Here is a 21,935-nt window from a genome sequence, read left to right as displayed (position 1 = left end):
AGGGCAGAGATGACTCGGTATCCGGATGATGTCATGGGGCGGGGCCGGCAACAACCCGCGAGGTCTTCGAGGCGTGCCGCGGCGCGTCGGCGCCCGTGGCCATGTGGTGCGCAAAGTGAAGCGTGCTCACCGATTGCGCCGCAAAGAAAAAGGTGGACACGGCGCCTCGCGCCTTTGCTCACCCTGCGACATCGCGAAGCTAATCAATCGAACAGGCTCGACACCGATTCTTCCGCCGCCGTGCGCGCGATCGCGTCGGAGATCAGGCTGGCGATCGGCAGCGTGCGGATGTTCGGCGCCTTGCTCACCGCATCCGTCGGCAGGATCGAGTCGGTGATCACGAGCTCCTTCAGCTTGGAGTTTGTGATGCGGGCGGCCGCGCCGCCGGAGAGCACGCCGTGGGTGATGTAGGCGTAGACGTCCTTGGCGCCCTTGGCGATCAGCGCGTCGGCTGCGTTCACCAGCGTGCCGCCGGAGTCCACGATGTCGTCGATCAGGATGCAGGTGTAGCCGGCGACGTCGCCGATCACGTTCATGACCTCGGATTCGCCGGCACGTTCGCGGCGCTTGTCGACGATCGCGAGCGGGGTGTTGATGCGTTTGGCGAGGCCGCGGGCGCGTGCCACGCCGCCGACGTCGGGCGAGATCACCATCGTCTTGGAGAGGTCGAACTTGTCCTTGATGTCCCGCACCATCAGCGGCGCCGCGTAGAGATTGTCGGTCGGGATGTCGAAGAAGCCCTGGATCTGGCCGGCATGCAGGTCGAGCGTCATGACGCGGTCGACGCCGGCCTGCGTGATCAGATTGGCGACGAGTTTTGCCGAGATCGGCGTGCGCGAACCTGATTTGCGATCCTGCCGGGCGTAGCCGAAATAGGGCAGCACCGCGGTGATGCGGCGCGCCGAGGAGCGGCGCAGTGCGTCGGTGATGATCAGCAATTCCATCAGATGGTCGTTGGCCGGGAACGAGGTCGACTGGATGATGAAGGCATCCGAGCCGCGGACGTTCTCCTGGATCTCAACGAAGATCTCCATGTCGGCGAAGCGCCGTACCACTGCCTTGGTCAGCGGCAGGTCGAGACCTTGCGCGATGGCCTGGGCGAGAGCCGGATTGGAGTTGCCGGCGACGAGCTTGATGGAGCCGTTCTTGGCCGACATGGACGCTTCCTCCCGCGCTTTGTTGGACAGGATGTTCAACATCAGAGAATACCCACTGGAAGCACGGTTACGACGGGCGAGGAAATATCAGGCGGAGGGCTGCAATGGCAACCCGGGATGCTACGTTTTCCCTGCGAAATCCTGAGTCCGGCCAACGGTTTGGCCTGAAGTTGGGGCCGTGGTTTAGCGGGGGTTATCGCTCGGCATAGCCGAGCGCCGAGGCCGGCATCCCGGCCGCCGGAGCCTCCGGGATCACGCTCGCCACGGCCGGCCCGCGCAAGCCGGGAGCCGAGCCCGGCGCATCCGGTGTGCCATTGATCATGTTGGAAAGTCCGCTGAATCCGGCCTGGGCGATCTTCCGCAGCACGAGGTCGTCAGCGGCGCCCCACGGATCGCGGCCGCCCTTGGCGGACGTGGGTTCCTCGCCGGAAAGGCGCAGCGCGCGCTGCTGGTTGGCGTCGTAGACGTCCCAGACCCAGGCGATCACGGTTTTGCCGCGCACAATCTGGGCGGAGAGGTAGCTGCGCACGCGGTAGGCGGCCGTCCCCTCGCGGGAGACCACGGACAGGCTGCGCAGCTTGGATTCGCTGTCGAGCACGCCGACCATGCGGTCGAACACTTGCGGCGGCGGCCCGTCGATCGATTCGAACGCGACCGTTGCTCCAGAGCCGGCGCTCGGCGCCATCGCATAGGAGTTCGCAGCACCACCGCCGCCGGCGCAGCCGCCAAGCGCGCAAGCAACCGCAATCGATGCGGCGGCGATCGCGGCGCGCATGATTGTCCCGGTTTGGAGCAGGCGGGTTGACGCTTCCCTCATCGCGCCTTGCGATATCGTTAAAATCGCTTAACGTCTAGGGCAGGCAGGACACAGGGCTTAACCGATCAGGCCAGCGTGCATGGGGAGCGGTCGATGAGAGACCCGGCTTTTGGCTTGATCATCGCGTGCCTTGCCGCAGGCCCGGTGGCCGCAGAGGAGAGCGCTGCGGAGGTCATTCAGTCCTTCGGATTGGTCGGGACGTGGTCGGTCGATTGCAAGCGCGATCCAAATCAGGCTTGCACGAGCAACGGCTGCGGCGCGCGGATGACATACATTGTGCCGCCCTCGGGATCGCCGACAATCAGGAACGTGATAGGGACGTTTTCGCCCGGCCAGGTGCGGACATTCATCAGCACGATCTACGCGGCGACCCGCATCGCGGCCGACAAGATCAAGTTCGTGTCCGTTCAGGATCCTCCGGCGAGCGTCGCGGCGGTGTGGTGGCGTCAGCCTGGCGAGCCTTGGGAGGTTGTCCTGTTGAAGGTTGGCGACAAGTATCGAACATTTTCCGCGCATCGCGAGGACAAGAAGAAGTTCGACGTCGAAGAAGGCTTTTACGTCCGGCCGCCGCCGCCACCCCCGCCCGCCAAGACATATGACGAACTGCCGACGAAATGGGATCGCACCCAGCAGCAAGCGCCGTTGTTTGAAAAGTGCAGCGACTGACGCCTACCCTTCGAGCACGATCGCGTGAACGTGGCGGCCGTAATCCGGCTCCTTGCGATGCACCGAGCGGCGATAGCTGAAGAAGCGCTCGTCGCCGTAGGTATCGAGGCCGAGATCGTCGATCATCAGGATGCCCGCGGCTTCCAGACGTTTCCGGATGAAGCCGGCGAGGTCGAACATCGCGTGGCCTTCGCGCACCGACGGGATGAAGAACATGGCGTTGTCCGCATCCGCCTCGATGAAGCGCGCCACGAACTCGTTACCGACCTCGTAGCTGTCCTGGCGGATTAACGGGCCGATCGCGGCGATGATGCCGCTGCGCGAGGCGCCGAGCTTTTCCATCGCCGAGATCGTCGCTTCCAGCACGCCGGTGAGCGCACCCTTCCAGCCGGCATGTGCGCCGCCGATCACACGCGCGTTGGGATCGACGAACAGCACCGGTCCGCAATCGGCGGTGGAGACGCCGAGCGCGATGCCCGGCACCTTCGTCACCAGCGCATCGCCCTTCGGCCGCGGCCCGTCCGGCCACGGCGTGTCGGCGACGCGCACGTCGGGCGAATGGATCTGGTGCAGGCTGAGAAAGCGTTCCGGCGCGACGCCGACATGCTCGGCCATGCGGCGGCGGTTCTCTGCGACAAGGGCCTGATCGTCGTTGGAGCCGAGCCCGCCGTTCAGCGCCGAATAGATGCCGCGTGAAACGCCGCCCTCGCGGGTGAAGAAGGCGTGGCGCAGGCCGGGCACCGCCGACAGCAGCGACGAGCCAAGCGTCATGACGCGTCCCTGGCCTGTTCGAGATCGCTCAAGCCCGCAAGGCCGGTCAGACGCGGCTCGGAGATGCCGAGCACCTTGAACATCGAGCCCATGCCGCTGCGCCCGGTATCGGTCAGGCGCTTGAGCGCGATCGAAATGTCGGTGGCGACATCAGGCGTCGCCTTCTGCATCAGCGCGGCTGCACGGGTCTCGATGCCGACGCGCTTGAGGAAATCGCCCTGCGTCACCGGGCCGTGCACGTGGGCGCCGACATCCTCGGCCGCGCGCGCCAGCGCCTGGAAGTCGACATGGGCGGTGACGTCGGCCTGGCCCGGTGCCTTCAGGGGATCGGTAAAGGTGTGGCGCGCGATCGCCTGGAAGGTGTCGCCGGCATCGCTGCGCAGATGGCCGTAGTCGATGATCAGCGCCGCGCCGTCCTGGTCGCGCACGCGGCTGGCGAGCTTCATAACCTCCGCATCGGGCCGCCATTCGAACACGGCCCCGACGGGCGCGGCGCGCACCAGAGACGGCAGCAGCACCTCGAAGCGCGGCGTCGGCTCGGCCGCCGCGCCGAACTGAAGTTTTCCGTTGGCGTCGACCTCGATCACGCGCTCGTGCCAGCCGTTCTCGTGGCGGACCATCTGGTGGATCGGCAGCACGTCGAAATATTCGTTGGCGAGGATGATGCTCGGTCCCTCAGGCACGTCGTCGATGCTGTCGTGCCAGGCGATGTTGCGTACGCCCGCCAGCGTCGCACTCTGCCGGTCGCGCAGGACGGGATTAACCTCGACCATGTGGATGTGAAGCGCCTGGTAGAGCGGCGGCAGCACGCGGAGCGCACGCAGCGCATCCGCCATCATGGTGCCGCGGCCGGGGCCGAGCTCGATCAGCCGCAGGAATTGCGGCGAGCCCATCTGCTTCCACACCGAGGCGGTCCACAGGCCCAAAAGCTCGCCGAACATCTGGCTGACCTCGGGCGCGGTGGTGAAGTCGCCTTCTCGTCCCAAGGGATCGCGCGAAACGTAATAGCCATAGCGCGGGTGCATCAGGCACAGTTCCATGTACCGCCAGACCGGCATGGGGCCTGAGGATTTGATCAGCGCCTTGATCGCGTTGAGTAACGGCTGGTCGGTCACGGCCTATCTTCTCAAAAGGAATTAACGAATAGCCCCTGCGGGCTCGGGCGCACCGCGCCTGATAGCCAATACAATAAGTATGCCGCCGACAATAAGCATCGGGATCGACAACAGCATGCCCATGGTTAATCCGCCCCAGAGATAACCGAGCTGGACGTCCGGTTCGCGGAAATGCTCGCCGATGATCCGGGTCAGGCCGTAGATCAGGATGAAGCTGCCGAGAATGAGCCCCGGCCGCTTCAAGGCGCCGCGGCGGATCATCACGGCGAGGATGATGAAGAGCAGGAGACCCTCCATGCCCGCTTCGTAGAGTTGGCTCGGATGGCGCGGCACGTCACCACCGGTCGGAAAGACCATGGCCCAGGGCAGGCTCGGGTCGGCGGGGCGGCCCCACAACTCGCCATTGATGAAGTTCGTCAACCGCACCAGGAAAATCCCGACCGGCGCAACGCCGCAGGTGATGTCGCCGAGCGACAGGATCGAGATGCCGTTCTTCCAGGCGAACCACATCACCGCCACGACGCATCCGAGGAAGCCGCCATGGAAGGCCATGCCGCCTTCCCACAATTTGAAGATGGCAGCCGGATGTTCGACGAAGAAGGGCAGGTTGTAAAACAGGACATAACCGGTGCGGCCACCGAGAATGATGCCGAGCGTCACCCACAAGATGAAATCGTCGATCTGCGGCAGGCTGATCGGCGAGGTGCCGGCCCATAGCCTGTCGTTCTTGATCAGTGCACGTGCATAGAGCCAACCGAAGGTGATCCCGCAGATATAGCCAAGCGCGTACCAGCGGATCGCGAACGGTCCGATCTCGACCGCGATCGGACTGAACGATGGAAAGTCGATGAGCAGAAAGGGCATCGCGCCTTGCTTCTACAGAGTGAAGGGCAAGCAGCGGCCCCGTTGGAGCTGCGCCCCCTCTCCCGCTTGCGGGAGAGGGTTGGGGTGAGGGTGTTTCCGCGTTCGAGATAATCTCCGTGTGGAGAGAACCCCCACCCGGCGCTTCGCGCCGACCTCCCCCACAAGCGGGAGAGGTGCACCGAGCTCGCGGATAGATCGATCCATCCCGTTCTACACGAGATTGCGGCGATAGAGCGCCAGCAGACGCTCCCAATGCCGCTCGGCGGCGTCGCGGTCATAGACCGGACGCTTGGGGAAGGCGAAGCCGTGATGGGTGCCCGGATAGATCTCGACCTCGGCTTTGGCGCCGCTCATGCCCTGCTTCACCTTCTCGATGATCTCGGCAGGTGCGTAGATGTCGGTCTCGGCGCAGGCGAAGTACAGCTCGGCTTTGGTCTTGGCTGCCGCGAGATGCGGGCTGTCGTCCTGGTCGGTTGCGAGCTGCGTGCCGTAGACCGAGGCGGCGGCCTTGACGCGATCGGGGAAATGCGTGGCGGCGTTGACGGCGTAGCGGCCGCTCATGCAGTAGCCGACGGTGCCGATCAGCTTGGTGTTAGCGGCCGCCTGACCCTCGGCATAGTTCAGCAGCGCGCGCGTGTCGTCCATGATCATGGGGATCGTGAGCGACCCCATCAGCGCGAACATGCGTTTGCGCTCCGGCGCGTTCGGATCGGCCGGCAGCGCGCCGAGCTCCATCACGCCGGAGCGGTAATAGAGGTTCGGCAGCATCACGTAATAGCCCGATGTCGCGAGCCGGCGCGCCATGTCGCGCAGCTCTTCGCGGATCGCCGGCGCGTCCATGTAGAACAGGATGACCGGAAACGGCCCGCCGCGTTCGGGATGGCTGATGAAGGTTGCGGTGTGACCGTCCTTGGTGGGGATCGCGATCTGCTGGTCGATCATCTCGAGCGCCTTTGTCATTCTTCTTATGCAGGGACGTTGAATACGATTGCAAGGAAACCGGGGCATGACAAGGATACGTCGATCGGCCCTTGAACCGGGCCAAACGGATTGCCATTGTCTCCCGGCGCGTTCGCGCAGAGTTTATCGAAGGCCGCCAGGAGACCGACATGACCCAGACCAACAACCGGTTTTTCGACGAGATCGGTCGGCTGATGAACGATGCCGCCGGCGCCGCCCAGGGCGTCAAGCGCGAGGTCGACACCGTGTTGCGCACCCAGGCCGAAAAATTCCTGCGCGACATGGACCTGGTCAAGCGCGAGGAGTTCGAGGCGGTCAAGGACATGGCCCGGCTCGCCCGCGAAGAGAACGAGGCCCTGAAGGCTCGCATCGTGGCGCTGGAAGCCAAGCTCGGCGGCTAAGGCGCCAACCCGGAACGAACCGCGGCATGAAGTTCCCGGGTTTCGCCGCTCCATCCGGGCTAGCCGGTCCTTACCGGCGGCCCATTCTCCTTGTCATTTCCGCATCTTCCGGGTAAAAGCCCGCCACGTCCGCGGCCCCCGCACCCCTGGAGGCTTGCTGCGGCGTATGCCATGGGCCGCCTTGCGGCCCATTAACTTTTGCAAAAACAAGGACTTAACGTTATGGCGACCGTCAAGGAATTGAAGGCGACCGCACGTCCGAAGAGCGGCAAGGGGGCCGCCCGGGCTGAGCGTCGCGCCGGGAGAGTGCCCGGAGTGATCTATGGCAACAACCAGCCCCCGCTGACGATCTCGATCGAAGATCGCGAACTGCGCACGCGCATCCTTGCCGGCCGGTTCCTGACCACGCTGGTCGACATCGATCTCGAAGGCAACAAGCACCGCGTGATTCCGCGCGACTACCACCTCGATCCGGTCAAGGACTTCCCGATCCACGTCGACTTCATGCGGCTCGGCGAAGGCGCCACCATCCGCATCAGCGTTCCCTTGCACGTGGTGAAGGCTGAAGGTTCGCCCGGCGTGAAGCGCGGCGGCGCCGTGAACATCGTTGCGCACGCGATTGAGCTCGAGTGCGGTGTGGAGAACATCCCGCAGTTCATCGAGGTTGATGTCGGTTCGCTCGAAATCGGCCACTCGCTGCATCTCTCCGACATCAAGCTGCCGGCCGGTGTGAAGGCGCTGACCTCGGAGGACGCGACCCTTGTGACCATCGTGCCGCCGTCCGGCTACGCCGAAGAGCAGAAGGCTGCGGCTGCTGCTCCGGCTGCGGGTGCTGCTGCTCCGGCGGCCGGTGCTGCCGCTCCTGCTGCGGGTGCTGCTCCGGCAGCGGCTGCCAAAGCTCCCGCTGCCAAGGCTCCCGCCGGCGGCGACAAGAAGAAGTAATCTCTCAAAGCCGGCGCGCGGTCTCTGATCGCGCGCCGAGCGAGGGGCGCGCCGCGTCATGCGACTCTTTGTTGGGCTCGGCAATCCCGGCCCGAAATTCGCACGTAACCGGCACAATGTCGGCTTCATGGCCGTCGACGAGATCGCGCGGCGTCACGGTTTCGCGCCATGGCGCCGCAGGTTTCAAGGCGAGACCTCGGAAGGCACGCTCGGTACTGAGCGCGTGATCCTGCTCAAGCCGGCGACTTACATGAACGATTCCGGCCGCAGCGTTCAGGAAGCGGCAAGCTTCTTCAAGATCGCACCGGGCGACGTCACCGTATTCCATGACGAGCTCGAACTGCCGCCGGGCAAGGTGCGGGTGAAGGTCGGCGGCGGCATCGCCGGCCACAACGGCCTGCGCTCGATCTCGGCGCATATCGGCAACGAGTACCGCCGGGTGCGGCTCGGCATCGGTCATCCCGGCGTCAAGGAACTGGTGCACGGCCACGTGCTGTCGGACTTCGCCAAGGCCGACAACGACTGGGTGGCGACGCTCTGCGACGCGGTGGCCGAGCACGCGGCACTGGTTGCCAAAGGCACGGACGCGACCTTCGCCAACAGGGTGCATCTCGCCATGCAGGCGAAGGGATTTTTGACCAAGGACGACAACGGCAAGGAATAACGCTCGTGGGATTTAAATGCGGGATCGTCGGATTGCCCAATGTCGGCAAATCGACCTTGTTCAATGCGCTGACCGAGACGGCCGCGGCGCAGGCGGCGAACTATCCGTTCTGCACGATCGAGCCGAATGTCGGCGAGGTCGCGGTGCCGGATCCGCGGCTCGACAAGCTCTCGGTCATCGCCAAATCGGCGCAGATCATCCCGACCCGGCTGACCTTCGTCGACATCGCCGGCCTCGTGCGCGGTGCGTCCAAGGGTGAAGGCCTCGGCAATCAATTCCTGGCCACCATCCGCGAGGTCGACGCCGTCGCGCATGTCGTGCGCTGCTTTGAAGATTCCGACATCACCCATGTCGAAGGCAAGATCGCCCCGCTCGCCGACATCGAGACCATCGAGACCGAGCTGATGCTCGCCGATCTCGACAGCCTCGAGAAGCGCGTCGACAACCTCTCCAAGAAGGCCAAGGGCAACGACAAGGACGCCAAGGAGCAGCTCGACCTCGTCAATCGCACGCTGGTGCTGCTGCGCGAGGGCAAGCCCGCGCGCCTCGTCGAGCGCAAGGCGGAGGAGGAGCGCGCTTTCGGGATGCTCGGCCTGCTGTCGTCCAAGCCTGTGCTCTACGTTTGCAACGTCGAGGAAGGCTCGGCCGCGACCGGCAATTCGTTCTCGAAGGCGGTGCAGGAGCAGGCTGCCAAGGAAGGCGCCATTGCCGTCGTCATCTCGGCAAAAATCGAATCCGAGGTCGCCACCATTTCACGTGACGAACGCGCCGACTTCCTGGAGACGCTGGGTCTCGAAGAGGCCGGCCTCGATCGCCTGATCCGCGCCGGCTATACGCTGCTCGACCTCATCACCTATTTCACGGTGGGCCCGAAGGAAGCGCGCGCCTGGACCATCTATCGCGGCACCAAGGCGCCGGGTGCGGCCGGTGTGATCCACACCGACTTCGAGAAGGGTTTTATCCGCGCCGAGACCATTGCGTATGAGGACTATGTCGCGCTCAACGGCGAAGCCGGTGCCCGCGATGCCGGCAAGCTGCGCCTCGAAGGCAAGGAATACGTCGTCGCCGACGGCGACGTGATGCATTTCAGGTTTAATACGTAAGATTCTGGAGTTCGTGCCCCGGACGCAGCGCAGCGCTTCTTCAGCGGTGCGCTGCAGAGCCGGGGCGCAGGAGTCTTGATTGGGGATGCATGGGTCCCGGCTCTGCGTCGCGTCTTTCATGCCGCGCCGCGTCCGGGACACGGAAGCCCTACCGCAATCCGCCGCCCTGGTCCCGGATCGCGCCGAGATGCTCGTTGATGCGGAAGATGATCAGGATCAGCTCCGCGACGATGCGCGAGAACACGATGCCGACGACCACGCTCGCGATCGACGACAGCAGCATCAGGAAACCGCCGAACGGGCTGATCGCCATCATCGCGAGGCCGGAGAAGATGCCGGAGAGGCCGAACAGGCAGATCAGCGCGATCACCAGCCAGTAAAAGGTCTTGATGATCGTCGGCGTGATAAAGCGGTCCCACTGAAACAGGTCGCTGAATGAAAACATCTCTTTCCCCCGGGCGAATCGCGCCCCCGCCGCGTCAATTGACCAAAAGGCGGGTCCGGTCCGACTCGTCGAATGTAGCACGAGCCATGCGGGCCGGCGGGTTGAGATTGCCGCAAAGTGCGGCCACAATCTGTCATTCCCTCAAAGCTTTCCCAAGATGACCCTGACCTTCGAAGATTTTCCGCCCGGCCGGTTCGGAACATTCGGCCCGCGCCATGTCACCCGCGACGAGATCCTGGCTTTCGCCGCCGAGTTCGATCCGCAGCCGATGCACCTCGATGAGGACGCGGCCAGCAAGAGCATGCTGCGCGGCTTGTCCGGCTCGGGCTGGCATCTCTGTTCGCTGATGATGCGAATGATGGCCGACGGCTTTATCACCCGCGCCGCCTCGCTGGGTTCGCCCGGCGTGGACGAGGTGCGTTGGCTGTCGCCGCTGAGACCTGGCGACGACCTCATGCTCGACGTCGACGTGCTGGAAGCGCGTACCTCGAAGAGCCGCCCCGAGCTCGGCATCGTCAAGTTCAAATGCACCGTGCGTAACGCGGCGGGGCAGGCGCTGTGTGAGATGACCTCGCCGATCCTGATCAAGCGGCGCGAAGGGGCGGTTTGATGCGGTTCTTCGAGGACATCGAGATCGGCCATCGTCGCGAGATCGGCGCCTACAATTTCACGGCGGACTCCATCAAGGCGTTCGCCGCGAAGTTCGATCCGCAGCGTTTTCACCTCGACGAGGAGGAGGGCAAGAACTCGCTGTTCGGCGGGCTCGCGGCCTCGGGCTGGCATGTCGGCTCCGCCTGCATGAGCCTGCTTGTCGCGGACGGCCAGCGTTTGGCGCGTGAGGCCGCTTCGCGCGGCGAGCAGATCGCGGTGTGGGGCCCGTCGCCGGGCTTTCGCGATCTGCGCTGGATCCGGCCGGTGCTCGCCGGTGACACCGTCGCTTACGCCAACGTCGTCATCGACAAGCGCAGCTCCGCCTCGCGTCCCGGCTGGGGCATCTTGACCGCCCGCACCACCGGCACCAACCAGCGCGGCGAGGAAGTCTACGCCATCACCGCCAGCGCCTTCGTGCCGATGCGCGTGCAGGGCGGTTAGATTCGTTCCAGGATGAACGGCGAAAACAGCGTGCGAGTGTTGCTCCCGCGCTATGGACGCGATTCCGGGTGGCTGCCATAAGCCTGCGCAACATGGTTTTCCCGCGAAGCAGTTGGCGGAACCATCGAGTTGCTAACCAATTATGAACCTGTCGCTGTCTATTTGATCGATCTGGGCAGAGTACAGGGGACAGAGGACCATGGCAGACCGCGGCGCACTCAAGCTGGTCGGATTCATCTTTGCTACCGCGACGCTGGCCGTGATGCTGGTCGCCGGCATGGTGGTGACGGGCTATGCCGATGGCGGCTACACCCTGGAAGCCTCAAGCGTCGACGCGAGCCGTTAAGAGTTCGTTAACTCCGCGGGCCGCAACGCGGCCTCCGCCTTCAGCGGCTATAGACGAACGCCAATATGGCGATCGCAACCGCCAGCAATCCGACAAAACGCAGCATGATCGTGCCGAACTGGTTCGGCGCCGGCCGCAGCGGTATCGGGTCCGTGTTGTCGGGCCGAATGCTTTCCATGAAATTCCCCCGGCCCGGCCGCAGGGTGCGGGCGCTCGGCATTGGTCGCCAGGGAGGGGTGGAAAGTTCAAATCGGGGAACGAGACCCCACGAATCAAAACCGCCACGTCCCTTTCGGAACGCGGCGGCTGGTGATGCGTGATGCCAGCGATCAGCTGTTGCGCAGGCCGTCGGCGGCGCGCTTCCACTGCGAGACGTTGTCGGCGATCATGCGGGTCGACTTCATCGCGGCCTGGCTGAGCTGGGCGTAGCCGGAGATCTCGCGCTGGACGCGCTGGCCTTCGGCGTGGAGCAGGTCGCGCAGGCTCTCGAGCTCGGAGATCAAATTCTCGATCTCGGCGAGCGAGGTGCCGGCGACGCGCTGGATCAGCGAATTGACGTTGGTGACGGTGGCCTCGGCGCTCGGATCGAGCGGCGGCGCGTCCGTGGCGGTCGCTGCCGGACGGCGCAGATAGGCGATGTCGTTGCGGACGAAGTCACGGATGCCGGCTTCGACTTCCGTCACTGCGGCGAGGTTGGTGTCGATGGTTTCGGGCTCGGTGGTTTCGGTCTTTTCCGGACGCATGGCGTTCATCGTTATTCCCCTGTTCGCGTTGAGCGCAGCGCGAGTGTCCCCCGCACGACGACGTCGGTCAGGGGACTAGGGCGTCGGATTTTGGCCGCAACTTGGCCGAGATGCGGCAAGGGCGGTCCATTCGGGGGTTTTGCCGTGGCGTATGGTTACGAGAGTCTGAACGCCGCTCGCGGGGAGGGATCGGGCGCTTGGCTACCAGCTCTTCTTGAAGCCGGCCGTCAGGCTCTTGTTGATCGCCCCTTGCGAGGTCTCGCCGACCGAGCCGGAGACGGTGACGTTGTCGAACAGCTTTTGCTCGGCGCCGACCTTGCGCAGCCATTTGTCGTCGGTGGTCGACAGCGACTGGCCCGCGGTGATGCTGGTGCCGGTGTCGGTGATGGTGACCTTGGCCGACTGGTCGGTCTCGTAATTCCGCGTGATGTGGCCGCCGACGCCGGGGAGCGCGGTGGTGCCCTGCTGGTTGACGCTGTAGCCGTTCTGGAGTGTCAGCGACGTGTCGTTCGACAGCGGCACCGACTTGGTCAGCGAGGCCCCGAGCTTGCTCTGTTCGGCGCCGGGGTCGACGCGGGCCTCCACCGCGGTCTTGTCCCAGATCGCGCCCGCGCCCGGCGCGGTCGCGGCCGCCCAGGCGCTGCCGGATGACTGAGGGACGCTGCCGCCATTGGTGGCCTTTTGTGCCAGGAGCTCGGACATCGTCCGCGGCTCGTTCGTCACTGTCATGTCGGCGCCGATACGGGCGTCCCAGAACGAGGATACCGACTGCTTCACCGTCACCGCCGAGGAGCCGTTGGCGTTGGCGTTCGTCGCCCAGTTCAGCCCGTCCTTGGCGGCGGCCTGCGCGCGCTTCTTGGCGGTAATGATGTCGTTGAGCGTGCCGGCGTCGATCGCGAGCTGGCCCCAGTCGAGCTTGTCGATGTCGATACTGCGGAGCACGTCGGGGTCGTTGACGTCGGGGGCCTCCGCCGCCTCGGCGTCCTCGTCGGGCACTGCGGCCGTGAGCGGAATGATCTGCGCCGAAACCGTCAGCACCGATCCCAAAATGAACGCGGCCGCCAGCACCGGCAGCCTGGTCCAGCCAAAACCCGTCGCGAATTCCATCGTCCTGCCCGTCAGCCCAGTTCACGCTGAGAATGCGGAACCATCGTTGCGAAATTGTGGCGGTTCCATCAACCGCGAACCAACGGGCCGCGCGAAAGGCGCGCGCCCGATGACGAGCTTCTCCACGATTGCATCCGGCGGGGCTGGAGGCCAGGACGCGTCGCGGGGAGCATCAGCCATCGGTCCCGAACAGCGGGGCCCGTTGGTGTCCCTTTCAGCCGACGCTGGTCATCTTCGGCAGATGAATGGCGCGGCCGAGTGCCTGCTCGACCAAATCAAACGTGTCGATCAGCACGCGCATGCTGGTGAGCTTGCCCGCCCTGAATTGGGCGAACTGCGCGACCCGCAAGCTGATCGGCTTGCTGGAATCCAGCGCGGTCAGCGAATAGCGCAGCATCGACGCCGCGGAATCGACGCCGAGCATGATGCTCTCGCGGTCGAAGCGGCGGACCTGGAAATTGTCGGCGAGCTGGCGGATGACCTCGAGCACGGCGTCCTTGCCCTGGCGCGCGCCGAGGAACGGAAACATGTCGATCGGGCCGTACAGCGCCCACTCGACGTCCTCGTCGATCAGGGCCTCGATATCCTCGAAATGCCGGTCGTTGATCGCGCGATGCAACGCACGCGAGAAACGCCAGAGACTGTGCTCTGTCATTTTGGGCAGTCCTGAAGCTGGCTTGCGAAAAACAAAAAAACCACCCCAAGCACACAGGAAAGATGCCGCGGGGTCGCTCTACTCATTTGTATACGAACAAAATACGTCATTTCGGCCAAAACGCAATTCACGTTTTCGCAATGCACAATTGATCCCGGTTTGTGGGATTTGCAGTAGACCCCGTAGTTTACCGGTCCGGCCGGTCGGAGAGAGAACTACGCCCTGTCCACCCGATCGCCCACGATCAGCGGGCCGATCTCACGTTCCAGCACCTGCTGCACCAGGTCGAAGGAATCGATGATCTCCCGGATCTGCGCCACCTGGCCGTTGCGGAAAGTGTAGAACACGGCCATGTCGACCTGAATGATGCGGTCGTTGCTGCGCTTCCTGAAGAATACGCGCAGATAGGCCGCGACCGTGTCGCCTTCGGCGACGATCTGCGGCACCTCGTAGCGGATCTCGGCGTATCGCTCCTGCACGGTGCGCCAGAATTCGCCAAGTTCCTTCTTGCCATGGCAGGGACCCATGTGCGGCAGCACGTCGATTGGCGCGTGGGTGAGGAAGTCGACGTCGTCGGTGCAGCACGACAGCGCGGCCTGGAGGTCGCTGCCGGCGATGGCATCGAGCAGATGCAGCACGCGCTGCCGATTGAGCGTCTCGACTGTCATTCCGCCCGTCCCTCATTGGCCGTGTGGAATTTGCGCGCAAAGCTAACGCGCGGCCTCGGACACCGGCAATCCGCAACACCACAGGGATGTTGCAGATGATATGACGCGCAAGCGCAATGCCAGGTTCATGGCTGCAATTAGGGGTTGAGCGGCCTGGCGCCTGCACAAGTTCATACCGCGTTCGGCTGCATGGCGCGCGAAGCCTTGTACGAACGCACAACACCATGAGGCCTCACGCTTATGGAACCGCGACGCGCCCGCGCTCGTTGAAAGGCCGACACCGCATTCGGAGACATCGATCCATGAAATCCCTCGCCGCCATCGCCGCCGCACTTCTCATGCTGGGAGCGACCTCCGCCGCCAATGCCAGGGGCTGCATCAAGGGCGCCGTCGTCGGTGGCGTCGCCGGCCATTATGCCGGCCATCACGGCGTGCTCGGCGCCGCCGCCGGCTGCCTCTACGGCCGCCACCACGCGAAAGAGCAGCAAGAGCAGGAGAGGCAGCGGCCGCGGCAGAGCCAGGTGAACGGGCAGGGCAAGCTGTAGTCCTGTCATTTAGAGACGACGACCCCGCCGCCGCATCGGCGGTCCACTCCCTCCCCCTGCTTGCGGGGTGAGGCGGAAAGCACCGCCCGCCGAACCAGCGTGACCCGTCTCACATCACGCCTCGGACACCGCAGCTAACGTCCTCCCCATGTCATCAGGGAGACGTGCCATGGCGGCCCTCGCCACCATCAGAAAGTCCAGCCTGCACAATGCGCTCGAAGGCCTCGCGCTGACCGCGACGCTGCAGAGCTTCCCGACCTTCGCCGCCGCCGCCTTCCTGCTCAAGCTGGTCGGCAACCACGACCTCGTCGGCGACCCCGGCGTCGCCATCTTCGTCGCCATCGCCTCACTCGCCCATGCACTGCTTGCGGTGACCCTGGGGCCGAGCTTCCCGGCCTTGTTCAAGACCGTCTACGAGCCAAAGTTCTTCGAGGCCCATCTGTCGCTCGCCGACAAGATCACCGCGTGGCGCACCCAGCCGGTCGCCTCGCTCCAGCTCATGACCATCGTGCTGCTGCTGTCGGTGATGGCGGTGGTGACGGCGAGCGTGGGGTAAGCGTGCCGAAATCCGGCCCGCTCAACTGGCTCGAAGGCTTTGCGCTCACCACAATCCTACAGGGCTTCCCGATCTTCGCCGCCGCGCCACTGATGATGAAGCTGCTAGGAGACTACCGCGGCAGCAGTCCCGTGCTCACCATCGCGTTGGCGTCGGTCTTCTACGGCATCTTCGCCGTCTCGGTCGGCTCGGCATTCCCGAGGCACTTCAAGAACGGCTATGAAGCGGAGTTCCTCGACGCCAGCCTGTCATTCTCCGAAAAAATTGCCCGCTGGCGCGCAAAGCCCGCGACATCGCTGCAACTCATGGCGTCAGTGCTGCTGCTGTCGCTGCTGGCGACGCTCGCGGGGTGAGGGGGCGTTGTCCTCATTCTTGGGCGCCGGCGAGCCTGAAATCTATAATCACGTGCGGTGCCGGCGGCTCTACGCTCCCTACCTCTTCTTCCACCCACCTCTATGCCCCGGCGCCCCTCCGCTCGAGCGCGGCGATGGCCCGAACTCCGGCCCCGACTGCTTTGAATCCGTCGGCTGGATGATCCGGCTTTCGCCGCCGAACGGCTTTGACGGCGGCGCGCGGTCCGCGCGGTAGGGCAGCGATTCCGGGCCGTGCATCTCGTCGAGATGCGGCTTGTGCACCTTCGAGCCGCTGCCGCCGCCGCTCGCTTTCAGCGCGGAGCTCACGGTCTTCTTCTTCATGGCGCTGACCGGCAAATTGGCGGCGTCGCCGTATTTCTTCGCTCCCGCATAGGCGCCGGCCTTGCCCTGCACCGTGCGCTGCTTGACCGTGGGGTCGTCGACCACGGCGAGCTCGGTGGCCCGCAGGCGCTTGACTTCGTCGCGGAGGCGGGCGGCTTCCTCGAAGTTCAGATCGGCGGCGGCCTCGCGCATCCGTGTTTCCAAATCGCCGAGCACGGCTTCGAAATTATGGCCGATCGAAATGATGTCGTCGGTCATGTCGTGACCGCCGACCTCGACCAGCACATGATCGCGCTCGTAGACGCTGTTCATGATGTCGCCGATCGACTTCTTCACGCTCTCCGGCGTGATGCCATGCGCGGTGTTGTACTCGACCTGCTTTTCGCGGCGCCGGTTGGTTTCTGCGATCGCGCGTTCCATCGACCCCGTCATCTGGTCGGCGTAGAGGATCACCTTGCCGTCGACGTTGCGCGCGGCGCGGCCGATGGTTTGAACCAGCGACGTTTCGCTGCGCAAAAAGCCTTCCTTGTCGGCGTCCAAAATCGCGACCAGCGCGCATTCGGGAATGTCGAGGCCTTCGCGCAGCAAATTGATGCCGACCAGCGCGTCGAACGCGCCGAGACGGAGATCCCTGATGATCTCGATGCGTTCGATGGTGTCGATGTCCGAGTGCATGTAGCGCACGCGAATGCCCTGCTCGTGCAGATATTCGGTGAGATCCTCCGCCATGCGTTTTGTGAGAACCGTGACCAGCGAGCGATAGCCGGCCAGCGCGGTGGCGCGGACCTCGCCGACGAGGTCGTCGACCTGGGTGCGGGCGGGGCGAATATTAACCGGAGGATCAATAAGTCCGGTCGGGCGGATCACCTGCTCGACGAACACGCCGCCGCTCTCGTTCAACTCCCAGCCGCTCGGTGTCGCCGACACCGCGACCGTCTGCGGCCGCATCATGTCCCACTCCTCGAAGCGCAGCGGGCGGTTGTCCATGCACGACGGCAAACGGAAACCGTATTCGGCCAGCGTCGCCTTGCGGCGGAAGTCGCCGCGGAACATGCCGCCGATCTGCGGCACGGTGACGTGGCTCTCGTCGGCGAACACCAGTGCGTTGTCGGGGACGTATTCAAACAGCGTCGGCGGCGGCTCGCCGGGCAGGCGCCCGGTGAGATAGCGCGAATAGTTCTCGATGCCGGCGCAGCTTCCGGTCGCCTCCATCATCTCGATGTCGAAGGTGGTGCGCTGCTCCAGCCGCTGTGCTTCCAGCAGGCGGCCCTGGTCATGAAGCTGGTCGAGCCGCATCTTCAATTCGGATTTGATCGACTTGATCGCCTGCACCAGCGTCGGGCGCGGCGTCACATAATGCGAATTGGCGTAGATCTTGATGAATTCGAGCTCGTCCTGCTTGTGGCCGGTGAGCGGGTCGAATTCCTCGATGTTCTCGACGGTGTCGCCGAACAGGTTCACGCGCCAGGCACGGTCCTCATAGTGCGCCGGAAAAATGTCGATGACGTCGCCGCGCACGCGAAAGGTGCCGCGGGTAAAATCGGCCTGAGTGCGCTTGTATTGGAGGGCGACGAGGTCGGCGATGAGCTGGCGCTGGTCGATGCGCTCGCCCTTCTTCAACGCAAATGTCATTGCGGTGTAGGTCTCGACCGAGCCGATACCGTAGATGCAGGACACCGACGCAACGATGATGACGTCGTCGCGTTCGAGCAGCGCCCGTGTCGCGGAGTGGCGCATGCGGTCGATCTGCTCGTTGATGGACGAGTCCTTCTCGATATAGGTGTCGGTGCGAGGAACGTAGGCTTCGGGCTGGTAGTAGTCGTAATAGCTGACGAAATACTCGACCGCGTTGTCGGGGAAGAAGCTCTTGAACTCACCATAGAGCTGGGCGGCGAGCGTCTTGTTCGGCGCCAGGATGATGGCGGGCCGTTGCGTCTTCTCGATCACCTGCGCCATGGTGTAGGTCTTGCCCGAGCCGGTGACGCCGAGCAGCACCTGGGTGCGGTCGTGGCGCTGGATGCCTTCGACCAGCTCGGCGATCGCGGTCGGCTGGTCGCCGCGCGGCTCATAGTGGGACTTGAGCTCGAAGCGCACGCCGCCTTCGGACTTTTCCGGGCGCGGTGGCCGATGCGGCGTCCACACCTGCGTCGACCCGTCGTCCTTGCGGAACTCCGGCCGGCCATCGCGGATCAGCGCGTCCAGCGCATCCGCCGTTGCCTTGACGCCGAGCGCCTCCATCTTGCTGCGCGGCGGACGCGCCAGCGCTTCGGCATCGTCCTCTTCAGTCGGAAGACCAAGCTGACGGGCCAGTTCCGGATCGAGCGTCGGGATCGTGGCCGCGGTTCCGTAATTGGCTTGCGGTGTCTCGTCGAAGCCCGCGTCGCGCGCCCCCGGCGGCTGCGGATTCGGCCGCAGCGGCATCGGCCTGGCATGAGTCCTGGCCGTATCCTGCGGAAACTCTCTCGGAGTCGACGCCCGTGCCCGATGCGCGGCGGCCTCGCCGCCGGAGCGGCGGTCGCGCGAATTGTCCGGCGGCGGCTGGAGCCCGGTACCCGACCCAAGCCCGGCATCGCCGCGATTGATCGCGGGATTGAGCAGCTCGGCCAGCGCCGGCCCGATCGGCTGCACGTCAGGACGTGACGCCTTGGAATTTGGCGCCTTCGGGTTGGGGGCCTTGGTCTTGGGGGATTTGCCGGATTTATCTGAGGATGCAGGTTTCTTCGCCATGCTCCGAATATGGGGCGAGTCCGCCCCGCAATAAAGAGCGAATGCTCGTCCTGGGTCAGCATGCTGACAGCAGGTTGGCAGCAGGCCGGAAAGATTACGCCGCCGGCACCGGCCCCTCGTCCCCGGCTGCCCGGCGCGGTTCGAGGATGTCGAGATGGATGCCGCCGCAATCGGTGCAGCGCATGGTCCAATACTCGCATCCGGCGCGGCCGCTGATCACGCGGAGCACCGTGAGATCGCCGTCGCATTCCGGGCAGCTGCACAACACATTGCGGGCGTAAATCCTCGGCCGCGGCGTGTCTTCGAATTCGATGGCTGACATGAACCGGTCCCCCTTTACCCTGCGCCGTCCCTGGGTTCGCTTGCAATCCCGCTCGCTTATTCGTCGTCGCTGTCGTCGGCCCGTCGGCGGAAGCGATCGATGTGATGCTTGGCATCGGCAATCGCGGCGTCGGGATCGGGCCAGGCGAAGCCGACTTCCATGGCCGGAAACAGCACCCCGTCGATGGCAACCGGGCTGAAATCGGCGCGCCTGATCCGGGCGTGCCACAGCCCCTTGCCAGCTTCGAAAGATTCGATGTCAAAGCCGTCGTAGATGGTCGTCATTGTAGTCCCCAAAATGTCCCGCTTGAGCGTCTTGTTGAAGGGTCAGGGGACCACGTTTGCGGATTCCGGGATGTGAAGCCGTTCACAAGCGGCGGGCTTTTTTGGCCGCCAGCCTAGTTCCGCGCCGAGCTGCGGCCGGTTCGCCGGACGGGACGGGCGGCAGGTTCCGACGCCGCGCGCATGATCCAGCGGCGGAAGGCGGCAAAGTCGCGCTGCTCGGTCTGGAAGCTGCGGTAGAGCAGGTACCAGCGCATGCCCTTGGGCACCGAGAGGTCGAATGGTGCGACCAGCCGGCCGGCGGCGAGATCGTCGTCGATATAGGGCCGGATGCCCATGGCGATGCCGAGCCCGTCGGCAGCGGCCTGGAGTGCCTGGCCGTAGAACTGGAACTCCGGACCGCGCGCGTTGATCCTTGTAAGGCCTGAGGCCTTCAGCCAGATCGGCCAGTCCTCGGGCGAATGCTCGACGCGGATCAGGCTGGGGCCTTTGAGGTCCGCCGGCCGCTTCAGGCTGGAAGCGAGCCGGGGCACGCAGACCGGCGTGAGGTCGCCGGCAAACAGCGGCTCGGCCACCAGCCCCGGCCAGTCACCGGTGCCGAGCTTGATGCCGCAGCTCCAGTCCTCGCCGAACGGCACCGACGCGCCGCCGGTGGTAAAGCGCACCTCGATGTCGGGCTCTTCGTTGCGAAACTCCGACAGGCGCGGGATCAGCCAGCGCATCGCAAAGGTATGGCCGACGCCGATGGTGAGCACGCGGACGCCCGAGGGTGCCGTCACCTGGGCGGTGAGGCTTGCGAGCGCATCGAAGATCGGCGTCAGCCCGCTCTGATAGGCGCGGCCTGCCTGCGTGAAGAGCAGCTTGTTGGCCTTGCGCTCGAACAGCGCGACGCCGAGCCGTTCTTCCAGGATGTGCACCATGCGGCTGACCGCGGCGGCCGATACGCTCAGCTCGAGGCCGGCCGCGGCAAAGCTGCCGGCCCGCGCCGCGGCTTCGAATGCCTTGATGCCGTTGAGAAACAGCAAGCGCCGCAAATGACCGACCCTCAGGAAAGCTGATGCCAGGCCAAGATAACTCAGTTTGCGCGCCGGAGGCAAGCGCGGCACGTTCTCCTTCGCTTCTCCCCGCGTGCGGGGAGATGGCCAACAGGAGATTCTCTCGTGACGCCGATCATGATCGCTGCCCTTGGATTGCTGATGGTCGGCACCGCGTTCCTGTCGGGCCTGTTCGGCATGGCCGGCGGGTTGATCTTGATCGGTGTGCTGTTGGCTTTGATGCCGCTGCCCACCGCGATGGTGCTGCATGCGATCACGCAGATGGCGTCCAATGGCTGGCGCGCGTTTCTCTGGCGCGCGCATATCCGCTGGCGGCCGGTCGCGAACTATATGGTCGGCGCGGCTGTCGCGCTCGCGGCGTGGTCGATCGCCCGATATGTGCCGGACAAGCCAGTCGCGCTGCTGCTGCTCGGCACCACCCCGTTCATGGCGCGGCTGCTGCCCGCAAACATCAAGCCGGATCCCGACCGTCTCTGGCAAGGCACCGTCTACGGCACGATCTGCATGGGCCTGATGCTGATGACCGGCGTATCGGGGCCGCTGCTCGACACCTTCTTCCTCGGCGGCGATTTCGGCCGGCGCGAGAAAGTGGCGACCAAAGCGATGTGCCAGCTCGTCAGCCATTTCACCAAGCTGATTTATTTCGGCGGCGTCATCGACCAGGCCGCGACGCTCGATCCGGTGCTCGCCGGGGTCGCGATCTTGGCATCGATGCTCGGCACCACGCTGGCACGCCGCCTCCTCGAAGCCATGACCGACCAGCAATTCGTGGCCTGGTCGTACAAGCTGATCACCACCATCGCCTGCTACTACATCGGCTATGGCGGCTGGCTCCTGCTTCGTACGCCGGTGCTGGCGGCCTTCGACAAGGGAGGTTTGCAATGAGCGAGACCGCCGATCCGCTGGTGCTGGACTTCGTCGAATGGGTCGCGCGCGAGCCGCGCGCCTATGCCGAGGTCATTGCGACCTGGAAGACCTCGTGCCCACGCCTCACAATCTGGGAAGACGCCGCCGACCGCGGCTACGTCGCGCGCGAAACGCGACCCGGAATAGGACTGATCATCGCGGTGACGGAAGACGGCGAAAGGCTGCTGCGCACGAACGGGCGTTAGCTCTCGCCACATCCGTCATTGCGAGCGCAAGCGAAGATTCCATGGGGAGTGGATAGCGACCAGGTCTGAGGCCAGACTGAGGTTGCTGAATCACTCAACCTGGAGACAATGATGTTGCTCAATCAT

29 protein-coding genes are annotated in these 21,935 nt (G+C 64.7%); 13 read left to right on the top strand and 16 right to left on the bottom strand.

All coding sequences use genetic code 11. The features are described from left to right. Positions 1 to 203 precede the first annotated feature (203 nt). Together ABIB00_RS31525 and ABIB00_RS31520 are read right to left on the bottom strand one after the other, a co-directional pair. Positions 204 to 1,157, bottom strand: coding sequence for a ribose-phosphate pyrophosphokinase (locus ABIB00_RS31525; protein WP_247352999.1), 954 nt, complete (start codon positions 1,155 to 1,157; stop codon positions 204 to 206). A 193-nt stretch (positions 1,158 to 1,350) separates the two neighbouring features. Further along, positions 1,351 to 1,974 (bottom strand): hypothetical protein, encoded by a 624-nt coding sequence (locus tag ABIB00_RS31520; RefSeq protein WP_354107044.1) that lies wholly within the window; start codon positions 1,972 to 1,974, stop codon positions 1,351 to 1,353. 93 nt (positions 1,975 to 2,067) lie between these two features. Between ABIB00_RS31520 and ABIB00_RS31515 the strand changes: the two genes are divergently transcribed. Next, complete coding sequence (locus tag ABIB00_RS31515) at positions 2,068 to 2,640, top strand: hypothetical protein (protein ID WP_354107043.1); 573 nt, start codon at positions 2,068 to 2,070, stop codon at positions 2,638 to 2,640. Positions 2,641 to 2,643: 3 nt separating this feature from the next. Here ABIB00_RS31515 and pgeF read toward each other — a convergent pair whose 3' ends face one another. The 4 genes from pgeF to ABIB00_RS31495 form a co-directional block, all read right to left on the bottom strand. Beyond that, positions 2,644 to 3,411, bottom strand: a complete 768-nt coding sequence (pgeF, locus tag ABIB00_RS31510) for a peptidoglycan editing factor PgeF (RefSeq protein ID WP_354107042.1) — start codon at positions 3,409 to 3,411, stop codon at positions 2,644 to 2,646. Beyond that, positions 3,408 to 4,526, bottom strand: coding sequence for a class I SAM-dependent methyltransferase (locus tag ABIB00_RS31505; protein ID WP_354107041.1), 1,119 nt, complete (start codon positions 4,524 to 4,526; stop codon positions 3,408 to 3,410). Before ABIB00_RS31505 ends, pgeF begins: the two co-directional genes overlap by 4 nt. Before the next feature lie 21 nt (positions 4,527 to 4,547). Continuing rightward, positions 4,548 to 5,390 carry a prolipoprotein diacylglyceryl transferase gene (lgt, locus tag ABIB00_RS31500; protein ID WP_354107040.1) on the bottom strand — a complete coding sequence of 281 codons (843 nt, stop codon included), beginning with the start codon at positions 5,388 to 5,390 and terminating at the stop codon, positions 4,548 to 4,550. 210 nt (positions 5,391 to 5,600) lie between these two features. Continuing rightward, the gene (locus ABIB00_RS31495) at positions 5,601 to 6,332 is read right to left on the bottom strand and encodes a dienelactone hydrolase family protein (RefSeq protein ID WP_354107088.1); all 732 of its coding nucleotides are present in this window, start codon (positions 6,330 to 6,332) and stop codon (positions 5,601 to 5,603) included. 167 nt (positions 6,333 to 6,499) lie between these two features. Between ABIB00_RS31495 and ABIB00_RS31490 the strand changes: the two genes are divergently transcribed. The 4 genes from ABIB00_RS31490 to ychF all read left to right on the top strand — a co-directional run bounded on the left by ABIB00_RS31490 (position 6,500) and on the right by ychF (position 9,460). Beyond that, positions 6,500 to 6,751 carry an accessory factor UbiK family protein gene (locus tag ABIB00_RS31490; protein ID WP_247353013.1) on the top strand — a complete coding sequence of 84 codons (252 nt, stop codon included), beginning with the start codon at positions 6,500 to 6,502 and terminating at the stop codon, positions 6,749 to 6,751. Between the two features lie 222 nt (positions 6,752 to 6,973). Beyond that, positions 6,974 to 7,693, top strand: coding sequence for a 50S ribosomal protein L25/general stress protein Ctc (locus tag ABIB00_RS31485; RefSeq protein WP_247353015.1), 720 nt, complete (start codon positions 6,974 to 6,976; stop codon positions 7,691 to 7,693). A 58-nt stretch (positions 7,694 to 7,751) separates the two neighbouring features. Continuing rightward, complete coding sequence (pth, locus tag ABIB00_RS31480) at positions 7,752 to 8,357, top strand: aminoacyl-tRNA hydrolase (RefSeq protein ID WP_247353017.1); 606 nt, start codon at positions 7,752 to 7,754, stop codon at positions 8,355 to 8,357. Between the two features lie 5 nt (positions 8,358 to 8,362). Next, the gene (gene ychF / locus ABIB00_RS31475) at positions 8,363 to 9,460 is read left to right on the top strand and encodes a redox-regulated ATPase YchF (RefSeq protein WP_354107039.1); all 1,098 of its coding nucleotides are present in this window, start codon (positions 8,363 to 8,365) and stop codon (positions 9,458 to 9,460) included. Between the two features lie 148 nt (positions 9,461 to 9,608). Here the strand turns inward: ychF and ABIB00_RS31470 are convergent, their stop codons facing one another. Continuing rightward, complete coding sequence (locus ABIB00_RS31470) at positions 9,609 to 9,905, bottom strand: DUF4282 domain-containing protein (protein ID WP_211381495.1); 297 nt, start codon at positions 9,903 to 9,905, stop codon at positions 9,609 to 9,611. 157 nt (positions 9,906 to 10,062) lie between these two features. On the opposite strand from ABIB00_RS31470, the gene ABIB00_RS31465 reads away from it, so the two are divergent. From ABIB00_RS31465 to ABIB00_RS31455, 3 genes are all read left to right on the top strand, one after another. After that, positions 10,063 to 10,515, top strand: coding sequence for a MaoC family dehydratase (locus ABIB00_RS31465; protein ID WP_247353019.1), 453 nt, complete (start codon positions 10,063 to 10,065; stop codon positions 10,513 to 10,515). Beyond that, complete coding sequence (locus ABIB00_RS31460) at positions 10,515 to 10,997, top strand: MaoC family dehydratase (RefSeq protein WP_247353020.1); 483 nt, start codon at positions 10,515 to 10,517, stop codon at positions 10,995 to 10,997. The genes ABIB00_RS31465 and ABIB00_RS31460 overlap by 1 nt, the downstream gene beginning before the upstream one ends. A 199-nt stretch (positions 10,998 to 11,196) precedes the next feature. Next, positions 11,197 to 11,343, top strand: a complete 147-nt coding sequence (locus tag ABIB00_RS31455; protein WP_354107038.1) for a hypothetical protein — start codon at positions 11,197 to 11,199, stop codon at positions 11,341 to 11,343. Between the two features lie 40 nt (positions 11,344 to 11,383). Here ABIB00_RS31455 and ABIB00_RS31450 read toward each other — a convergent pair whose 3' ends face one another. From ABIB00_RS31450 to ABIB00_RS31430, 5 genes are all read right to left on the bottom strand, one after another. Next, positions 11,384 to 11,521 carry a hypothetical protein gene (locus ABIB00_RS31450; protein WP_187437467.1) on the bottom strand — a complete coding sequence of 46 codons (138 nt, stop codon included), beginning with the start codon at positions 11,519 to 11,521 and terminating at the stop codon, positions 11,384 to 11,386. A 151-nt stretch (positions 11,522 to 11,672) separates the two neighbouring features. Beyond that, positions 11,673 to 12,095: a hypothetical protein gene (locus tag ABIB00_RS31445; RefSeq protein WP_354107037.1), complete on the bottom strand. Its 423-nt coding sequence runs from the start codon at positions 12,093 to 12,095 to the stop codon at positions 11,673 to 11,675. Between the two features lie 192 nt (positions 12,096 to 12,287). Next, entirely contained in the window at positions 12,288 to 13,193 is a 906-nt protein-coding gene (locus tag ABIB00_RS31440) for a hypothetical protein (RefSeq protein WP_354107036.1), read from the bottom strand. Between the two features lie 214 nt (positions 13,194 to 13,407). Continuing rightward, positions 13,408 to 13,848, bottom strand: coding sequence for a nuclear transport factor 2 family protein (locus tag ABIB00_RS31435; RefSeq protein ID WP_354107035.1), 441 nt, complete (start codon positions 13,846 to 13,848; stop codon positions 13,408 to 13,410). 215 nt (positions 13,849 to 14,063) lie between these two features. Beyond that, complete coding sequence (locus ABIB00_RS31430; RefSeq protein WP_354107034.1) at positions 14,064 to 14,516, bottom strand: nuclear transport factor 2 family protein; 453 nt, start codon at positions 14,514 to 14,516, stop codon at positions 14,064 to 14,066. Positions 14,517 to 14,818: 302 nt separating this feature from the next. On the opposite strand from ABIB00_RS31430, the gene ABIB00_RS31425 reads away from it, so the two are divergent. From ABIB00_RS31425 to ABIB00_RS31415, 3 genes are all read left to right on the top strand, one after another. Next, positions 14,819 to 15,061 (top strand): hypothetical protein, encoded by a 243-nt coding sequence (locus ABIB00_RS31425; RefSeq protein WP_247447884.1) that lies wholly within the window; start codon positions 14,819 to 14,821, stop codon positions 15,059 to 15,061. A gap of 169 nt (positions 15,062 to 15,230) precedes the next feature. After that, positions 15,231 to 15,617: a hypothetical protein gene (locus ABIB00_RS31420; RefSeq protein ID WP_354107033.1), complete on the top strand. Its 387-nt coding sequence runs from the start codon at positions 15,231 to 15,233 to the stop codon at positions 15,615 to 15,617. Positions 15,618 to 15,619: 2 nt separating this feature from the next. Beyond that, positions 15,620 to 15,970 (top strand): hypothetical protein, encoded by a 351-nt coding sequence (locus ABIB00_RS31415; RefSeq protein WP_354107032.1) that lies wholly within the window; start codon positions 15,620 to 15,622, stop codon positions 15,968 to 15,970. Between the two features lie 78 nt (positions 15,971 to 16,048). On the opposite strand, the gene uvrB is transcribed toward ABIB00_RS31415, so the two are convergent. The 4 genes from uvrB to ABIB00_RS31395 form a co-directional block, all read right to left on the bottom strand. After that, a complete protein-coding gene (gene uvrB / locus ABIB00_RS31410; protein WP_354107031.1) occupies positions 16,049 to 19,039 on the bottom strand; it encodes an excinuclease ABC subunit UvrB in 2,991 nt (996 codons plus the stop codon). A 94-nt stretch (positions 19,040 to 19,133) separates the two neighbouring features. Then, on the bottom strand, positions 19,134 to 19,361 hold the full coding sequence (locus tag ABIB00_RS31405; RefSeq protein WP_354107030.1) for a hypothetical protein: 228 nt from the start codon (positions 19,359 to 19,361) through the stop codon (positions 19,134 to 19,136). Between the two features lie 56 nt (positions 19,362 to 19,417). Beyond that, positions 19,418 to 19,645 (bottom strand): hypothetical protein, encoded by a 228-nt coding sequence (locus ABIB00_RS31400; RefSeq protein ID WP_247320737.1) that lies wholly within the window; start codon positions 19,643 to 19,645, stop codon positions 19,418 to 19,420. Between the two features lie 113 nt (positions 19,646 to 19,758). Beyond that, on the bottom strand, positions 19,759 to 20,676 hold the full coding sequence (locus ABIB00_RS31395) for a LysR substrate-binding domain-containing protein (RefSeq protein ID WP_354107087.1): 918 nt from the start codon (positions 20,674 to 20,676) through the stop codon (positions 19,759 to 19,761). A gap of 126 nt (positions 20,677 to 20,802) precedes the next feature. Here ABIB00_RS31395 and ABIB00_RS31390 point away from each other — a divergent pair, with 126 nt between their 5' ends. Both ABIB00_RS31390 and ABIB00_RS31385 read left to right on the top strand, forming a co-directional pair. Continuing rightward, complete coding sequence (locus tag ABIB00_RS31390; protein WP_354107029.1) at positions 20,803 to 21,582, top strand: TSUP family transporter; 780 nt, start codon at positions 20,803 to 20,805, stop codon at positions 21,580 to 21,582. After that, a complete protein-coding gene (locus tag ABIB00_RS31385; RefSeq protein ID WP_354107028.1) occupies positions 21,579 to 21,809 on the top strand; it encodes a hypothetical protein in 231 nt (76 codons plus the stop codon). The genes ABIB00_RS31390 and ABIB00_RS31385 overlap by 4 nt, the downstream gene beginning before the upstream one ends. Positions 21,810 to 21,935 lie beyond the last annotated feature (126 nt).

This window comes from Bradyrhizobium sp. LB14.3 (genome assembly GCF_040547985.1).
In the GTDB taxonomy this organism is placed as follows: domain Bacteria; phylum Pseudomonadota; class Alphaproteobacteria; order Rhizobiales; family Xanthobacteraceae; genus Bradyrhizobium.
Note: the sequence above shows the minus strand (reverse complement) of the source record. Positions and strands in the feature narration are given on the sequence as shown.

Excerpts from the sequence above, each read along its gene's own strand:
- ABIB00_RS31525 (WP_247352999.1), bottom strand. The coding sequence starts at position 1,157 with ATGTCGGCCAAGAACGGCTCCATCAAGCTCGTCGCCGGCAACTCCAAT.
- ABIB00_RS31520 (WP_354107044.1), bottom strand. The coding sequence starts at position 1,974 with ATGAGGGAAGCGTCAACCCGCCTGCTCCAAACCGGGACAATCATGCGC.
- ABIB00_RS31515 (WP_354107043.1), top strand. The coding sequence starts at position 2,068 with ATGAGAGACCCGGCTTTTGGCTTGATCATCGCGTGCCTTGCCGCAGGC.
- pgeF (WP_354107042.1), bottom strand. The coding sequence starts at position 3,411 with ATGACGCTTGGCTCGTCGCTGCTGTCGGCGGTGCCCGGCCTGCGCCAC.
- lgt (WP_354107040.1), bottom strand. The coding sequence starts at position 5,390 with ATGCCCTTTCTGCTCATCGACTTTCCATCGTTCAGTCCGATCGCGGTC.
- ABIB00_RS31495 (WP_354107088.1), bottom strand. The coding sequence starts at position 6,332 with ATGATCGACCAGCAGATCGCGATCCCCACCAAGGACGGTCACACCGCA.
- ABIB00_RS31490 (WP_247353013.1), top strand. The coding sequence starts at position 6,500 with ATGACCCAGACCAACAACCGGTTTTTCGACGAGATCGGTCGGCTGATG.
- ABIB00_RS31485 (WP_247353015.1), top strand. The coding sequence starts at position 6,974 with ATGGCGACCGTCAAGGAATTGAAGGCGACCGCACGTCCGAAGAGCGGC.
- pth (WP_247353017.1), top strand. The coding sequence starts at position 7,752 with ATGCGACTCTTTGTTGGGCTCGGCAATCCCGGCCCGAAATTCGCACGT.
- ABIB00_RS31470 (WP_211381495.1), bottom strand. The coding sequence starts at position 9,905 with ATGTTTTCATTCAGCGACCTGTTTCAGTGGGACCGCTTTATCACGCCG.
- ABIB00_RS31465 (WP_247353019.1), top strand. The coding sequence starts at position 10,063 with ATGACCCTGACCTTCGAAGATTTTCCGCCCGGCCGGTTCGGAACATTC.
- ABIB00_RS31460 (WP_247353020.1), top strand. The coding sequence starts at position 10,515 with ATGCGGTTCTTCGAGGACATCGAGATCGGCCATCGTCGCGAGATCGGC.
- ABIB00_RS31455 (WP_354107038.1), top strand. The coding sequence starts at position 11,197 with ATGGCAGACCGCGGCGCACTCAAGCTGGTCGGATTCATCTTTGCTACC.
- ABIB00_RS31450 (WP_187437467.1), bottom strand. The coding sequence starts at position 11,521 with ATGGAAAGCATTCGGCCCGACAACACGGACCCGATACCGCTGCGGCCG.
- ABIB00_RS31445 (WP_354107037.1), bottom strand. The coding sequence starts at position 12,095 with ATGAACGCCATGCGTCCGGAAAAGACCGAAACCACCGAGCCCGAAACC.
- ABIB00_RS31440 (WP_354107036.1), bottom strand. The coding sequence starts at position 13,193 with ATGGAATTCGCGACGGGTTTTGGCTGGACCAGGCTGCCGGTGCTGGCG.
- ABIB00_RS31435 (WP_354107035.1), bottom strand. The coding sequence starts at position 13,848 with ATGACAGAGCACAGTCTCTGGCGTTTCTCGCGTGCGTTGCATCGCGCG.
- ABIB00_RS31430 (WP_354107034.1), bottom strand. The coding sequence starts at position 14,516 with ATGACAGTCGAGACGCTCAATCGGCAGCGCGTGCTGCATCTGCTCGAT.
- ABIB00_RS31425 (WP_247447884.1), top strand. The coding sequence starts at position 14,819 with ATGAAATCCCTCGCCGCCATCGCCGCCGCACTTCTCATGCTGGGAGCG.
- ABIB00_RS31420 (WP_354107033.1), top strand. The coding sequence starts at position 15,231 with ATGGCGGCCCTCGCCACCATCAGAAAGTCCAGCCTGCACAATGCGCTC.
- uvrB (WP_354107031.1), bottom strand. The coding sequence starts at position 19,039 with ATGGCGAAGAAACCTGCATCCTCAGATAAATCCGGCAAATCCCCCAAG.
- ABIB00_RS31405 (WP_354107030.1), bottom strand. The coding sequence starts at position 19,361 with ATGTCAGCCATCGAATTCGAAGACACGCCGCGGCCGAGGATTTACGCC.
- ABIB00_RS31400 (WP_247320737.1), bottom strand. The coding sequence starts at position 19,645 with ATGACGACCATCTACGACGGCTTTGACATCGAATCTTTCGAAGCTGGC.
- ABIB00_RS31385 (WP_354107028.1), top strand. The coding sequence starts at position 21,579 with ATGAGCGAGACCGCCGATCCGCTGGTGCTGGACTTCGTCGAATGGGTC.